The organism is Rhodopseudomonas palustris HaA2 (assembly GCF_000013365.1).
In the GTDB taxonomy this organism is placed as follows: Bacteria; Pseudomonadota; Alphaproteobacteria; order Rhizobiales; family Xanthobacteraceae; genus Rhodopseudomonas; species Rhodopseudomonas palustris_J.
Window position 1 is genome coordinate 715825 of sequence record NC_007778.1, and the last position, 14083, is coordinate 729907.

15 protein-coding genes are annotated in these 14083 nt (G+C 67.3%); 3 read left to right on the plus strand and 12 right to left on the minus strand.

All coding sequences use genetic code 11. The features are described from left to right. Positions 1–29 precede the first annotated feature (29 nt). On the plus strand, positions 30–350 hold the full coding sequence (gene trxA / locus RPB_RS03205; protein ID WP_011439531.1) for a thioredoxin: 321 nt from the start codon (positions 30–32) through the stop codon (positions 348–350). Positions 351–547: 197 nt separating this feature from the next. Here the strand turns inward: trxA and RPB_RS03210 are convergent, their stop codons facing one another. The 11 genes from RPB_RS03210 to cmk all read right to left on the minus strand — a co-directional run bounded on the left by RPB_RS03210 (position 548) and on the right by cmk (position 11301). Next, positions 548–1297, minus strand: coding sequence for a metallophosphoesterase family protein (locus RPB_RS03210; RefSeq protein ID WP_011439532.1), 750 nt, complete (start codon positions 1295–1297; stop codon positions 548–550). Between the two features lie 21 nt (positions 1298–1318). Next, positions 1319–2665, minus strand: a complete 1347-nt coding sequence (locus tag RPB_RS03215) for a bifunctional folylpolyglutamate synthase/dihydrofolate synthase (RefSeq protein WP_011439533.1) — start codon at positions 2663–2665, stop codon at positions 1319–1321. Continuing rightward, positions 2662–3630: an acetyl-CoA carboxylase, carboxyltransferase subunit beta gene (gene accD / locus RPB_RS03220; protein WP_011439534.1), complete on the minus strand. Its 969-nt coding sequence runs from the start codon at positions 3628–3630 to the stop codon at positions 2662–2664. The genes RPB_RS03215 and accD overlap by 4 nt, the downstream gene beginning before the upstream one ends. Before the next feature lie 108 nt (positions 3631–3738). After that, positions 3739–4575, minus strand: coding sequence for a tryptophan synthase subunit alpha (gene trpA, locus RPB_RS03225; protein WP_011439535.1), 837 nt, complete (start codon positions 4573–4575; stop codon positions 3739–3741). Continuing rightward, positions 4575–5789 carry a tryptophan synthase subunit beta gene (trpB, locus tag RPB_RS03230; RefSeq protein WP_011439536.1) on the minus strand — a complete coding sequence of 405 codons (1215 nt, stop codon included), beginning with the start codon at positions 5787–5789 and terminating at the stop codon, positions 4575–4577. Before trpB ends, trpA begins: the two co-directional genes overlap by 1 nt. 1 nt (position 5790) lies before the next feature. After that, positions 5791–6447 (minus strand): phosphoribosylanthranilate isomerase, encoded by a 657-nt coding sequence (locus RPB_RS03235; RefSeq protein WP_011439537.1) that lies wholly within the window; start codon positions 6445–6447, stop codon positions 5791–5793. A gap of 56 nt (positions 6448–6503) precedes the next feature. Further along, positions 6504–6893: a lipopolysaccharide assembly protein LapA domain-containing protein gene (locus RPB_RS03240; protein ID WP_041798536.1), complete on the minus strand. Its 390-nt coding sequence runs from the start codon at positions 6891–6893 to the stop codon at positions 6504–6506. A gap of 39 nt (positions 6894–6932) precedes the next feature. Next, positions 6933–7238, minus strand: a complete 306-nt coding sequence (locus RPB_RS03245) for an integration host factor subunit beta (RefSeq protein ID WP_011439539.1) — start codon at positions 7236–7238, stop codon at positions 6933–6935. Positions 7239–7410: 172 nt separating this feature from the next. Further along, positions 7411–8376, minus strand: coding sequence for a signal peptide peptidase SppA (gene sppA, locus RPB_RS03250; protein WP_011439540.1), 966 nt, complete (start codon positions 8374–8376; stop codon positions 7411–7413). 292 nt (positions 8377–8668) lie between these two features. Then, on the minus strand, positions 8669–10366 hold the full coding sequence (rpsA, locus tag RPB_RS03255; RefSeq protein ID WP_011439541.1) for a 30S ribosomal protein S1: 1698 nt from the start codon (positions 10364–10366) through the stop codon (positions 8669–8671). Positions 10367–10662: 296 nt separating this feature from the next. Next, positions 10663–11301, minus strand: coding sequence for a (d)CMP kinase (gene cmk, locus RPB_RS03260; protein WP_011439542.1), 639 nt, complete (start codon positions 11299–11301; stop codon positions 10663–10665). A gap of 172 nt (positions 11302–11473) precedes the next feature. On the opposite strand from cmk, the gene RPB_RS03265 reads away from it, so the two are divergent. Further along, positions 11474–12148 (plus strand): lysophospholipid acyltransferase family protein, encoded by a 675-nt coding sequence (locus RPB_RS03265; RefSeq protein ID WP_011439543.1) that lies wholly within the window; start codon positions 11474–11476, stop codon positions 12146–12148. Positions 12149–12158: 10 nt separating this feature from the next. On the opposite strand, the gene aroA is transcribed toward RPB_RS03265, so the two are convergent. Then, positions 12159–13496, minus strand: coding sequence for a 3-phosphoshikimate 1-carboxyvinyltransferase (aroA, locus tag RPB_RS03270; protein ID WP_011439544.1), 1338 nt, complete (start codon positions 13494–13496; stop codon positions 12159–12161). Positions 13497–13644: 148 nt separating this feature from the next. Between aroA and RPB_RS03275 the strand changes: the two genes are divergently transcribed. Continuing rightward, complete coding sequence (locus tag RPB_RS03275) at positions 13645–14049, plus strand: TIGR02300 family protein (RefSeq protein WP_041797910.1); 405 nt, start codon at positions 13645–13647, stop codon at positions 14047–14049. The last annotated feature ends 34 nt before the right edge of the window (positions 14050–14083 follow it).

A 14083-nucleotide genomic window follows, 5' to 3' on the forward strand; every position in this document is an offset into this window, starting at 1 on the left:
CGCCATCATCCGCATTCACGAGGGTTCCCATGGCCGTAGGCAAGGTGTCAGACGCCGATTTCGAAGCTGAAGTTCTCAAGGCGCAGGGCCCTGTGGTGGTGGATTTCTGGGCCGAGTGGTGCGGCCCCTGCCGCATGATCGCTCCGGCGCTGGACGAAATCTCCGGCGCGATGGGCGACACCGTCAAGATCGTGAAGCTCAATGTCGACGAGAGCCCGGTCACGGCGTCGAAATACGGCGTGATGTCGATTCCGACGCTGATGATCTTCAAGGGCGGCGAGATGGCCTCGCGCCAGGTCGGCGCCGCGCCGAAGGCCAAGCTGCAGCAGTGGATCAGCTCGGCGGTCTGAGCCGCGCCTGACGAACGTTCTGCAACGGCCGGCTCACGCCGGCCGTTTTGCGTTAGAGGGCCGGGTGCACTCCGCCTAAGCCGTGCCCGCGTCGCCCTCACCCTAGCCCTCTCCCGCAAGCGGGAGAGGGTTGGGGTGAGGGCGCCACGAGCACAGCGGGAGCGACTGCTATCCGCCAGTAGACAAAGACACAGGTCTCAGGCGGCCGGCTTGACCCATCCGCTCGCCAGCGTGTCGGCATAGGCCGCCATGCCGTTCTGTCGTGCGAGTGCGGCCATCGCGGCGTGGTCATAGGGGATCAGGCGAAGCGAGACCTGCCATTCGCCGTCGCGGCGATCGAGGATCGCGTAGCTCGCGTCGGGCGTGCCGGTCTGCATCAGATGCGGATAAGGCAGCTTGTCGCGATAGCCGGGGCAGCCGGCGCTGCCGGGATTGACGATCAGGCGGCCGTCGCGCAGCCGCACCGCGCGCGGGATATGGGTGTGGGCGCACAGGATCAGCGACTGCGCGATGCCTTCTGCGCCAGCCTCGATCGCGGCAAGGTCCGACATCCGGATGGCGCCGTCCGGGTTCACGGTCTCGAGCCAGTAGGTCTCGTCGTTGCTCGGCGTCGCGTGGCAGAGAAACACCTCGCCGTCGAGCACCCGCGTTGCCGGGATGGCGCGGAGCCAGTCGAGATGCTGCGCGTCGAGCTGATCGAGCGCGATCTTGTCCCACGCTCCCATCTCGTCGCGCGGGCGATCGAGCAGATAGCGATCGTGATTACCGAGCACCACCGTCATGTCGAGCGCCATCAGCATGTCCAGCGTCCGCCGCGCGTCGAGCGGGCCGCTCGCCATGTCGCCGAGGCAGACGAGGTGGTCGACGCCTTGCCGGCCGATGTCGGCCAGCACCGCCTCCAGCGCCGCGTAGTTGCTGTGCATGTCGGCGATGGCGGCGATCCGCATGTCGTCTCCTTTTTGCTTTTGTTAGTTCGGCGGCGTGCCGTTGAGGCTGAGCACATGGCCGGCGAGATACAGCGAGCCGGTGATCAGGATACGCGGCGGCAGTTCGTAGGCAAGGCCTGCGATTCGGCGCAGAGCCGCCGCGACATCGTCGGCGAGCTCGACCCGCAGGCCGAGCGCACGCCCTGCCTCCGCGAGTCGGTCGGGGAGCATCGCGCCGTCGCGATCGGGGATCGGCACGGCGATGAGATGGCGCGTCAGCCCGGTGAAATTGGCGAGGAACGCGCCGGCGTCCTTGTTGGCCATCATGCCGGCGATGATCACCAGCGGCCGCGATACCCGCTCTTCGAGATCGCCCAGCGCGGCGGCGGCGACGCGGCCACCATCGGCATTATGGCCGCCGTCGAGCCACAGCTCGCAGCCTTGCGGCGCGTCATCGAGCAGTGTGCCCGACGTCAGCCGCTGCATCCGCGCCGGCCATTCCGCGGCGAGCAGCCCGGCCTGATAGGCGGCCTGATCGATGGCGAAGCGCTGCTGCGCGCGCAGCGCCGCGATCGCCAGCCCGGCATTGTCGATCTGATGCCGTCCGAACAGCTTTGGCGCGGTGAGGTCCATCAGGCCGCGCTCGTCCTGATAGGCGAGGCGGCCGTGTTCGAGTTCGACATGCCAGTGCTGGCCGCGCGCGTGCAGCGGCGCGCGCAGCCGCTTGGCCTCGCGCTCGATCACCACCATCGCGTCGTCGGGTTGCTCGGCAACGATCACCGGCGCGTCGCGGCGGATGATGCCGGCCTTTTGGGCGGCGATCTCGGCGAGCGTCGGCCCGAGAAATTCGGTGTGATCGATCCCGATCGGCGTCAGCACGCAGGCGAGCGGATGCGCGATCACATTGGTGGCGTCGAGCCGGCCGCCGAGGCCGACTTCGAGCAGGACCACGTCGGCGGGATGCTGCGCGAACAGATACAACGCCGCGGCAGTCTCGATCTCGAACAGCGTGATCGGCGCGCCGTCATTGACCCGCTCGCAATGCGAAAGCGCGTCGGCCAGCTCTTCGTCGCTCACCAGCACGCCACCGCCCGGCCGCCCCAGCCGGATGGTCTCGTTGACGCGCACCAGATGCGGCGAAGTGTAGGCGTGGACGCAGAGGCCCGCGGCTTCGAGAATGGCGCGGAGAAAGGCGAGGGTGGAGCCCTTGCCGTTGGTGCCGGCGATATGGATCACCGGCGGCAATCGGCGTTCAGGGTAATCCAGCGCCGCCAGCAGCCGTTCGATTCGGCCGAGCGTCAGATCGATCTGCGCGGGATGCAGTCGCGCCAGGCGCGCGCGGAGGTCGCCGACCGAGGCTGACGGCTTTGGCGTTGTCGCTGCGCTCACGCCTGCGGCGCGGCCGGCGGCGGCGCCGGCTCGGGCGGCGTCGCCACGATCTCGGTCGCGACGGCCTCGATATCCTGGGCATCGTCGTCGACGACGGCCGGCTCTTCGACGGCGGGCAGCGGCGTCTTGGTCAGGATCCGGCACAGCCGCGCCAGCGTCGGGCGCAGCTCGTGGCGGTGCACCACCATGTCGACCATGCCGTGGTCGCGCAGATATTCGGCGCGCTGGAAGCCGTCCGGCAGCTTCTCGCGGATGGTCTGCTCGATCACCCGGGCGCCGGCGAAGCCGATCAGCGCCCCGGGCTCGGCCAGCTGGATGTCGCCCAGCATCGCGTAGGAGGCGGTGACGCCGCCGGTGGTCGGGTTGGTCAGCACCACGATGTAGGGCAGCCCCGCCTCGCGCAGCAGCTGCACCGCGACGGTGGTGCGCGGCATCTGCATCAGCGACAGGATGCCTTCCTGCATCCGCGCGCCGCCGGAGGCCGCGAACATGATGAAGGGCGCGTGCTTCTCGACCGCGAGCTCGAGGCCGCGGATGATCGCTTCGCCGGCCGCCATGCCGAGCGAGCCGCCCATGAAGTCGAAATCCTGCACGGCGGCGACGACGCCGAGGCCTTCGAGCTTGCCGTAGCCGACCTTCACCGCGTCATGGGCGCCGGTCTTGGCGCGGGCATCCTTGATGCGGTCGACATATTTGCGCTCGTCGCGGAATTTCAGCGGGTCGGCGGTCACTTCCGGCAGCGCTACATCGTACCAGGTCTCGTTGTCGAACACCGACCGCAGCCGCGCCGTCGCGCCCATGCGCATGTGATAGTTCGAGCCGGGAATGACGAACTGGTTCTGCTCGACGTCCTTGTAGAACACCAATTGTCCGGTATCCGGACATTTGATCCAGAGATTCTCCGGCGTTTCGCGCCGCAGGATGTTGCGGATCTTGGGACGGACGACGTTGGTCAGCCAGTTCATGATGGTCTCCGCGTCGCCCCCGGAAGGGCGTCGCCAGGGTCATTGCACTGTCGGGATATGGCGGCGGACAACGGCTCCGTCCAGACCATGGCCCGAATTGATGACTGCCTATTCGGCAGCCTGTTGGGCGCCGCGCACCCCGGCCGCAAGCGAGGCGACCAGATCCGCGACGGCCCCGACGGTCGCCTGAGTGGCGCGATTGTCGGTGTCGAGCGTCTTCTGCAGCGCGTCGATCAGGGCCGATCCGACCACCGCGCCGTCGGCCTGTGCGGCGATCGCGCGCGCCCCCTCGGGGGTGCGGATGCCGAAGCCGACGCAGACCGGCAGGTCGGTGTGGCGCTTGATCCGCGCCACCGCGTCGCCGACCGCGACCGAATCCGCCGAAGCCGAGCCGGTGATGCCGGTGATCGACACGTAATAGACGAAGCCCGAGGTGTTGGCGAGCACCGCCGGCAACCGCTTTTCGTCGGTGGTGGGCGTCGCCAGCCGGATGAAATTCAGCCCGGCCTTCATCGCCGGCAGGCACAGCTCGGCGTCTTCCTCGGGCGGCAGATCGACGATGATCAGCCCGTCGACCCCGGCCGCCTTGGCGTCGGCGAGAAACGCGTCGACGCCGTAGATGTAGATCGGATTGTAGTAGCCCATCAGCACCACTGGCGTAGTGGCGTCGTCCTTGCGGAAGTCGCCCACCAGCTCGAGCGTCTTGTGCAGCGTGGTGCCGCCGTGCAGCGCGCGCAAGCCGGCGGCCTGGATCGCCGGTCCGTCGGCCATCGGGTCGGTGAACGGCATGCCGATCTCGATGATGTCCGCGCCGGCCGTGGGTAGCGCCTTGAGCAGCTGCAGCGAGGTGGCGAGGTCGGGATCGCCCGCCATCACGAAGGTGACGAAGGCCGGGCGGCCTTCGCGCTTGAGCTGGGCGAAGCGGATGTCGATACGCGTAGTCATCAGAACTGGCCCCCGAGATGTTCGGCGACCGAAGCGAGATCCTTGTCGCCGCGGCCCGACATGTTGAGCACCATCACATGATCCTTCGGCAGGGGCGGGGCGAGGTCGCCGACTTTCGCCAGCGCATGGGCCGGCTCCAGCGCCGGGATGATGCCCTCCAGCCGGCAGCACAGCTTGAAGGCGTCGAGCGCCTCGGTGTCGGTGGCGGACATGAACTCGACGCGGCCGACATCGTGCAGCCAGGCGTGTTCCGGGCCGATGCCCGGATAGTCGAGGCCGGCCGAGATCGAATGCGCTTCCTGGATCTGGCCATCGGTGTCCATCAGCAGATAGGTGCGGTTGCCGTGCAGAACGCCGGGCTTGCCGCCGGCGATCGACGCCGCATGCAGCTTGCTGAGGCCGTGGCCCGCGGCCTCGACGCCGTAGATCGCGACGCTGCTATCATCCAGGAAGGGATGAAACAGTCCCATCGCATTGGAGCCGCCGCCGATGCAGGCGATCAGCGAATCCGGCAGCCGGCCTTCGGCTTCCATGATCTGCGCGCGCACTTCCTGGCCGATCACCGCCTGGAAGTCGCGCACCATCATCGGATAGGGGTGCGGGCCGGCGACGGTGCCGATGCAATAGAACGTGTCGTGGACGTTGGTGACCCAGTCGCGCAGCGCCTCGTTCATCGCGTCCTTGAGCGTGGCGGCGCCGGACGTCACCGGGCGGACTTCGGCGCCGAGCGCCTTCATCCGCAGCACGTTGGGCTGCTGCCGGTCGACGTCGACCGCGCCCATATAGACGACGCATTGCAGGCCGAATTTCGCGCACATCGTCGCGGTGGCGACGCCGTGCATGCCGGCGCCGGTTTCGGCGATGATCCGCGGCTTGCCCATCCGCCGCGCCAGCATGATCTGGCCGAGCACGTTGTTCACCTTGTGGGCGCCGGTGTGGTTGAGGTCCTCGCGCTTGAAGTAGATCTTGGCGCCGCCGAAATGCTCGGTCAGCCGCTCGGCGAAATACAGCGGCGACGGCCGGCCGACATAGTGCTTGAGGTAGCCGTCCATCTCGGCGCGGAACGCCGGATCGTCCTTGGCTTCCGCGTAGGCCTTTTCCAGCGCGAGGATCAGCGGCATCAGCGTCTCGGCGACGAAGCGGCCGCCGAAGATGCCGAAATGCCCGCGCTCGTCGGGACCGGATCGAAACGAGTTCGGCAGGATCTGGTTCATGTCAGGTCATCGTCTCTTCGCTGGCGCGCGTGGCGCGGATGAAGCTGCGGATCAATTCGGAATCTTTGACGCCGGGCGCCGTCTCGACGCCGGAGGACACGTCGATGCCGCCGGCGCGCGTCACCCGCAGCGCCTCGGCGACATTGCCGGGCGTGATGCCGCCGGACACCATGTACGGGACCGGCAGTGCGAGGCCGCTCAGCAGCGCCCAGTCGAACGGCACGCCGAGACCGCCGGGGCGGAGCGCGTCCTTCGGCGGCCGCGCGTCGAACAGGATGCGATCGGCTGCGGCGGCGTAAGCGGGCAGCGCCGCCAGATCATCAGCGGTGGCCACCGCCACGGCCTTCATCACCGGCAGCCCGAATGTCTGCCTGATCGCGCGAACCCGCTCGGGGCTTTCCTTGCCGTGAAGTTGCAGCAGATCCGGCGCGAGCGCGTCGACGACGTCGCGCAGCAGCGCGTCGCTGGCGTCGACCGTCAGCGCGACTTTCGCGGCGCGGCTGCCGACCTGGTCGCCGAGTGCGCGCGCGAGGTCGAACCCGACATGACGCGGCGAGGCCGGAAAGAACACGAAGCCGACCATGTCGGCGCCGGCCGCGACCGCCGCTTCGAGCGTGTCGCGGGTCGACAGGCCGCATATTTTGACGACGACGGACATGGGTTCGCGATCGGGGTTCGGCCGGCGACGAGGGGAGCCGGCAACACGACGGTGTTCTACAGCGCCGCGCTGGCCTTGTCGCGCCTGCCGGAGGCGGAACCCTGTTCCAGCAGCAGCATCCGCTTCGGCTCGCTTGGCGTCGGGGCGACGATGCTGGCGCGCAGATTGGCGAGCTGCGTCTTGGCCTCGATGGCTTCGGCCTGATGCCGCCGCGCCGCGCGCCGCCAATGCCGCTGCCGGAACCAGGTAGCGATCCCGCCGGCGATCACGCCCAGGATCGCGACGCCGATGATGAGGACGAACAACGGCATCTGCACGGTGCCCATCGGATCGCTGACATCGAGCGGATCGAACGACACCGAGACGAGATGGCGGTTGGCGACCGCGAAGACGATGAAAATCAGTCCGAGCGGGATCAGCACCAGGGCTGTCAGAAACTTCTGCATGTCGTTCTCGCTCGCCTTGCTCAGCAAACGGGCGTCGCGTTACGCGCCGGTATCAGTGTCGCCGGTCTCGCGGTTCAGCCGTTCGCGCATTTCCTTGCCGGTCTTGAAGAACGGCACGCTTTTCTGGTCGACCGGAACATGCGCGCCGGTCCGCGGATTGCGGCCGGCACGCGCCGGCCGATGCTTCACCGAAAACGCGCCGAAGCCGCGCAACTCGACCCGATCGCCGCGCGCCAGCGCGTCGACGATCTCGTCGAGGATCGCGTTGACGATGTTCTCGACGTCCCGCTGGTAAAGGTGCGGGTTGTGCTCGGCGATACGCTGAACGAGTTCGGATTTGATCATCGAGGGTGTGGTCCGTGCGTGCGGACCGCCATTTCCTTGAAAATACTGTGAACTGTCAAGACGCTAAATCAAATGAGGCGGGCTGGACAAAGTCGTCCGGCGGTGCTCGCACGATGCGGCTCGCGCTCATCCGCCGGGGTCGAAGCCGTGCGACGCCGGCCACCGATCGTCGTCAGCGGGTGCTACCCGGCACCCACAAAGCGAGCATGCCGTCGAGGCCCAGATGCATCGCGCCGGACTGCTCCACCTGTCGGGCGATCACGCCGAGGCCGAGCGCATCGAGCGTGATCGACGCTGCGGCCCGCAGAAATGTCAGGTCGCCGAATTGCGGCGACAGCTTGAAGTCGCGCACCGGCAGGCCGCTCTTGACCCGCTTCTCGGTTTCGAGCCACGCCACCGCGGTCTTCTCGTCGCCGAGCTGATCGATCAGCTTCAGACCCACCGCCTGTCGGCCGGTGAAGACGCGGCCGTCGGCGACGATGCCGAGCTGATCGTCGTCCATGGCGCGGCGCTGCTTCACCAGATCGCGAAACCACGCGTAGGAATCCCGCACCAGCGATTCCAGCGCGGCGCGCGCCTCGGGGCTGGTCGGCTCGAAGCCGTTCGGCGCGGCCTTCAGCGGCGACGACTTCACCTCCTCGACCTTGACGCCGACCGTCTTCATCAGTTCGGAGACGTTCGGATACTGAAACAGCACGCCGATCGAGCCGACCAGCGAACTCTGCTGGGCGATGATGTGATCGGAGGCGAGCGCGGCGATGTAGCCGCCCGACGCCGCCAGGCCTTCGACCACGACCACCATCGGCTTCTTGGCCTTCAGCCGCATCAGCGCGGTGTAGAGTTCTTCCGAGCCGGCGGTGGTGCCGCCCGGCGAATTGATGTGGACGATCACCGCGGCGCTGTTCGACTTCTCCAGCCGCTCCAGCGCCTCGACCCGTTCGGAGTTGCTGCGGATCAGTCCGTCGATCTTGATCCGCGCGATCGAACCGGAGGTCGTGAGCGCGGGGCCCGCCGGCGACACCATCGCGCCGACCGCGATCACGGCGCCGATCGCGACCAGAACCGCGGCGACCCGCCAGAACGTCAGCTTGCGACGAATGCGGCGGCGATCGACGATCACATCGGAATCAAGCGACATGGAGATTCTCCGGCGGAAGACTATTCACGGTTTTCAAAGGGGATCGTTGATTTCCCGTGACGGGAATACATCAATTGCGCCCCAATTTGAAGAAAACAAGGTGCGGGCGACGCGACGATCCGGTTTCCGCGCGAGGCCTTTCCTTCGTCATGGCCGGACCTGTCCCGCATCGACGTCTTTGCGGCGCGGAGTCCGTCAGGTCGTGGGCGTGGTGGTCGGCGATGGCGCGAGACAAACAGAAAGGGCCCCGGCGATGCCGGAGCCCTTGATGCTGTGAGCGGTAAGCCCGAGCTTACTTGTCGCGCTGCTTGAGCGCGGTGCCGAGAATGTCGCCCAGCGTCGCGCCCGAATCGGACGAGCCGTACTGTGCGATGGCTTCCTTCTCTTCCGCGACTTCCAGCGCCTTGATCGACACCTGGACCTTGCGGGCCTTCTTGTCGAACTGGATGACGCGGGCGTCGACCTTCTCACCGACCGCGAAGCGTTCGGCGCGCTGGTCGTTGCGATCGCGGGCCAGCTCCGAGCGCTTGATGAAGGTGGCGAAGTCGGTGCCGACGATCTGTACGTCGATGCCCGATTCCTTCACGTCCAGCACTTCGCAGGTCACGATCGCGCCCTTCTTGACGTCGCCCGGCTCGGCGAAGGGGTCGCCTTCGAGCTGCTTGACGCCGAGCGAGATGCGCTCCTTCTCGACATCGACGTCGAGGACGATGGCCTTGACCATGTCGCCCTTCTTGAAGTTGTCGATCACCTGCTCGCCCGGCTGCTTCCAGTCGAGGTCGGAGAGATGCACCATGCCGTCGACGTCGCCGTCGAGGCCGAGGAACAGGCCGAACTCGGTCTTGTTCTTGACTTCGCCTTCGACGGTCGAGCCGACCGGATACTTCTCGACGAACACTTCCCACGGGTTGCGCATCGTCTGCTTGAGGCCGAGCGAAATCCGGCGCTTGACCGAATCCACTTCGAGCACCTGCACTTCGACTTCCTGCGAAGTCGACACGATCTTGCCGGGGTGCATGTTCTTTTTGGTCCACGACATCTCGGAGACGTGGATCAGGCCTTCGATGCCCGGCTCGAGCTCGACGAACGCGCCGTAGTCGGTGATGTTGGTGACGCGGCCGGTGAAGCGCGCGTTCAGCGGGTACTTCGCCTCGATGCCCTGCCACGGATCGTCCAGCAGCTGCTTCATGCCGAGCGAAATGCGGTGGGTCTCGTGGTTGATCTTGATGATCTTGACCTTGACGGTCTGGCCGATCGTCAGCACTTCGGTCGGGTGGTTGACCCGGCGCCAGGCGATGTCGGTCACGTGCAGCAGGCCGTCGATGCCGCCGAGGTCGACGAACGCACCGTAATCGGTGATGTTCTTGACCACGCCGTCGATCACCTGACCCTCTTCGAGGTTCTGCACCAGCTCCTGGCGCTGCTCGGCGCGGGTCTCTTCGAGAACCGTGCGGCGCGACACCACGATGTTGCCGCGGCGGCGGTCCATCTTCAGAATCTGGAACGGCTGCGAGTTGTTCATCAGCGGCGCGACGTCGCGGATCGGACGGATGTCGACTTGGCTGCGCGGCAGGAACGCCACGGCGCCGTCGAGGTCGACCGTGAAGCCGCCCTTGACCTGGTTGAAGATGACGCCGAACACCTTCTCGTTGCCCTGGAAGGCCTTCTCGAGCTTGCCCCAGCTCTCTTCGCGGCGCGCCTTGTCGCGCGACAGAACGGCTTCGCCGAGCGCATTCTCGATCCGGTCGAGGAACACTTCGACGGTGTCGCCGACCTTCAATTCGCTGTCACGGCCGGGTCCTGCGAATTCACGCAGCGCCACGCGGCCTTCGGTCTTCAGGCCGACATCGATGACGGCCATGTCCTTTTCGATCGCGACGACGATGCCCTTGATGACGGAGCTTTCCTGCAGATTGCCGCCCGCAAAGGACTCGTCGAGCATCGCGGCGAAATCGTCGCGGGTCGGATTGTAAGTATCAGTCGAGGCCATTTGTTCTCCAGATGCGGATGTCGCCGGCAGTTCGGTTGAGGGACGTCTCGCGCGCGCAGTGTCAGGGGTCCGCGAACCTGACGACCGCCCTGCAAATCATTGCGGAGCGGGCCGGCAGCATGCCTGCACGGTCGAGCCGTTGATCCGATGTGATCGGATCGAGAAACTGTCATTCCAAGAAACGCGGGGCGCAGAACGAGAACGACAGGCCTCATTGAGGCCTGGGCGTTGTGCGTTCGACCATCTGTACAGAACCGTGGAGCGGGCGTTCCTCCAATGACGGCGTCGTTTGGTCCTCAGACCCGACGCCGGCCCGCTCGAACGGCCTCGACAATAGCGATGGCGGCCCGGACGCCGCCTTCTATATCCAAATTGGAATTATCGAGCAAGACTGCATCCGGCGCTTGTTTCAGCGGGGCGGCGCTGCGGCCCTTGTCGCGTTCGTCGCGCCGCAGGATGTCGGCCAGGATCACCGCCTCATCCGCCGGCTCGCCGCGCGCCTGCGCCTCGAGCGCCCGGCGGCGCGCGCGGACCCCGGGATCGGCGACGACGAAGATTTTCACGTCGGCGTCCGGGCAGATCACGGTTCCGATGTCGCGGCCGTCGAGCACGGCACCCGGCGGTTCGGCGGCGAATTGCCGCTGGAAGCCGACCAGCACCTCGCGGACCTTCGGATAGGCCGAAATCACCGAGGCGGCGTCGCCGACGGTCTGGCTCTTCAGCGCCGGATCGCCGAACAGGCCGGGATCGAGCCCCTGCGCGGCGGCGATGGCCTGCGCCTGGTCGGTCAGGTCGGCGCCGCCATCAAGCAGCGCCTTGGCGACCGCCCGGTAGATCACGCCGGTGTCCAGGTGCCGGAAGCCGTAATGCGCGGCGAGCCGCTTGCCGAGCGTGCCCTTGCCGGAGGCGGCCGGTCCGTCGATGGCGATGATCATGCTGTCTTCAGCCCTTCAATAAGCCGCAGCGCGGCGCGGCTGCTCTTCAACACGTCGGATAGAGGGATTTCAAGCGGCGCGGTTTGCAGCTTGCTGCCGGCCGATATAAACCCGCGAGCCGCGGAAATCAGCCCAGCTTGCCGCGACCAGATTTGCCCGGACAATCCTCGGTATGGCCACTCCTGCTTTCGTCAAACGCATCCTGAGGAGCGACGCTTTCCAGTGGGCGGCGGTGATTCCGGCCGCGGCCTATTTGCAGCTCGTGATGTGGACCGGCCGGTTCGACCGTGCGCCGTTTCCGATTGCCGAGCCGTACATCCTGGCGATGTGGCACGGCCGGCTGAACATGCTGCCGATGCTGCGCAATGGCGGCAAGCCGATGATCGCGCTGATCAGCGGTCATCGCGACGGCCAGATCATCAGCAAGGCCGGCGCCGTGTACGGGATCCAGACCGCGGTCGGATCGAGTTCCAAGGGCGGCATGCGGGCGGCGCGCGAGATGCTGCGGCTGGCGCGTGACGGCCACAGCCTGTTCGTGACGCCCGACGGCCCGCGCGGTCCGCGCATGCACATCAACAATGACGGCATCCTGGACCTCGCCCGGCTCACCGGGCTGCCGATCCTGCCGGTCGCCGTCAGCATGCAGCGCGGCAAGCTGCTGCGGAGCTGGGACCGGCTGCTGCTGCCGGGCCTGTTCTCGAAGATCGCGATCCGGTTCGGCGAACCGATCGTCGTCGATGCCGATGCCGATCGCGCCGAGCTCCGTGCCCGGCTGTCGGCGTCCCTCACCGCCGCGCAGCAGGAGACCGACCGGCTGGTCGGCCGCGTGCCGGTCGAGCCGGCGTAGAGGCTGTGGGTCAGCCGAATTCGGCGCCGAGCCTTTGCATCATCGGGACGAAATCCGGGAAGCTGGTGGCGATGAAGGCGGTGTCGTCGACCCTGACCGGCTTGTCGGCGGCCAGCCCCATCACCAGCGCCGACATCGCGATGCGGTGATCCATGTGGGTGGCGACCAGCCCGCCGCCCGGGACGTGGCCTTTGCCCTCGACGATCAGATCGTCGCCCGAGATCTCGACCGTCACGCCATTGACCCGCAGCATCGCCGCGGTCGCTTCCAGCCGGTCGCTTTCCTTGACCCGCAGCTCGTGCAGGCCGCGCATGATCGTGGTGCCCTCGGCGAAGGCGGCCGCGACCGCCAGCACCAGATATTCGTCGATCATCGACGGAGCGCGCTCCGGCGGCACTTCGACGCCGCGCAATTGCGAGCCGCGGATGCGGAAGCGCGCCATCGGCTCGCCGGCGTCGCCGCGGGTTTCGCTCTCCTCGATCAGGCCGCCCATCTCGCGCAGCGTGGTGATCAGGCCGGTGCGCAGCGGGTTGGTCATCACCTCGGTCAGCACCACGTCGGAGCCCGGCACGATCAGCGCCGCGACCATCGGGAACGCCGCCGAGGACGGGTCCGCCGGCACCACCACCGGCGCGCCGCGCAGCTCGGGCTGCCCGGTCAGCGAAATCTTCCGGCCATGGGGGCCTTCCGGCTCGGTCACGACCGTGGCGCCGAAATGCTGCAGCATCAGCTCGGTATGGTCGCGGCTGGCCTCGGCCTCGATCACGGTGGTGACGCCCGGCGCCGACAGGCCGGCGAGCAGCACCGCGGATTTGATCTGCGCCGAAGGTACGGGGGTGCGGTAGGTGATCGGCAGCGGGTCGCGCGCGCCCTGCAGCGTCAGCGGCAGCCGGCCGCCGTCGGCGCTCTGCGTCACCCGGGCGCCCATCTGCTCCAGCGGATCGACGATCCGGCGCATCGGCCGCGAGCGCAGCGAGGCGTCGCCGTCGAAGGTGGCGATGATCGGCGAGCCCGCCACCGCGCCCATCGCCAGCCGGCAGCCGGTGCCGGAATTGCCGAAATCGAGCGGCGCCGCGGGCGGCGCGAACCCCGCGACGCCGACGCCGTGGACGCTCCAGGCGCAATCGCCGGTGCGCTCGACCTGCGCCCCCAGCGCCCGCATCGCCCGGGCGGTGTTGAGCACGTCCTCGCCCTCGAGCAGGCCGGAAATCCGGGTCTCGCCGACCGCGAGCGCGCCGAGAATCAGCGCCCGGTGGGAGATCGACTTGTCGCCGGGGACGCGGGCGGTGCCGCTCAGCGCCGCGCTGAGGCGCGCTTCGAGCGGCGCGGTATGGTCGGAATGGCTCAAGATTTCGGGTCCCCTGCGCGCCGGGCGCCTGATCGAAGGCGGCCGCGCGCAGCGCGCAGCGGTCGCTCCCGCATAAACCGCTATTGACAGCGGCGTGGCAACTAGCCAAGTGAAGCACCGTTTTTCAAGAAATCCCAAGGTTGCACAAGTGGCGAAATCCGATCTCGGAACCAAACGCATTTGCCCGGTGACTGGCAAAAAGTTCTACGATCTGAACAAGACTCCGGTGATCTCGCCCTATACCGGCGAAGTCGTGCCGATCGCGCCGGTGGTGGCATCGCGCAGCCGGGCCGACGCGCGCTCCGCCGCCGCGCCCGCCGCCGCCGAGGCCCCCGAGGCGATGGAGGCCGAAGAGCTGGTGTCGCTCGAGGAGGCCGATGCCGAGGAGAAGACCGGCAAGGTCAAGGCCATCGTGCCGGAGTCGGAGGACGACATCGAAATCGACGAATCGATCGAGGACGACGACGATTCGACCTTCATTGCCGACGAGGAAGAAGGCGATGAAGACGTCACCGACATCATTGGTGACGTTTCCGGCGATGAGGAGACTTGAGATCGTCGCCGATCTGTGATCAACGAATGCCGCG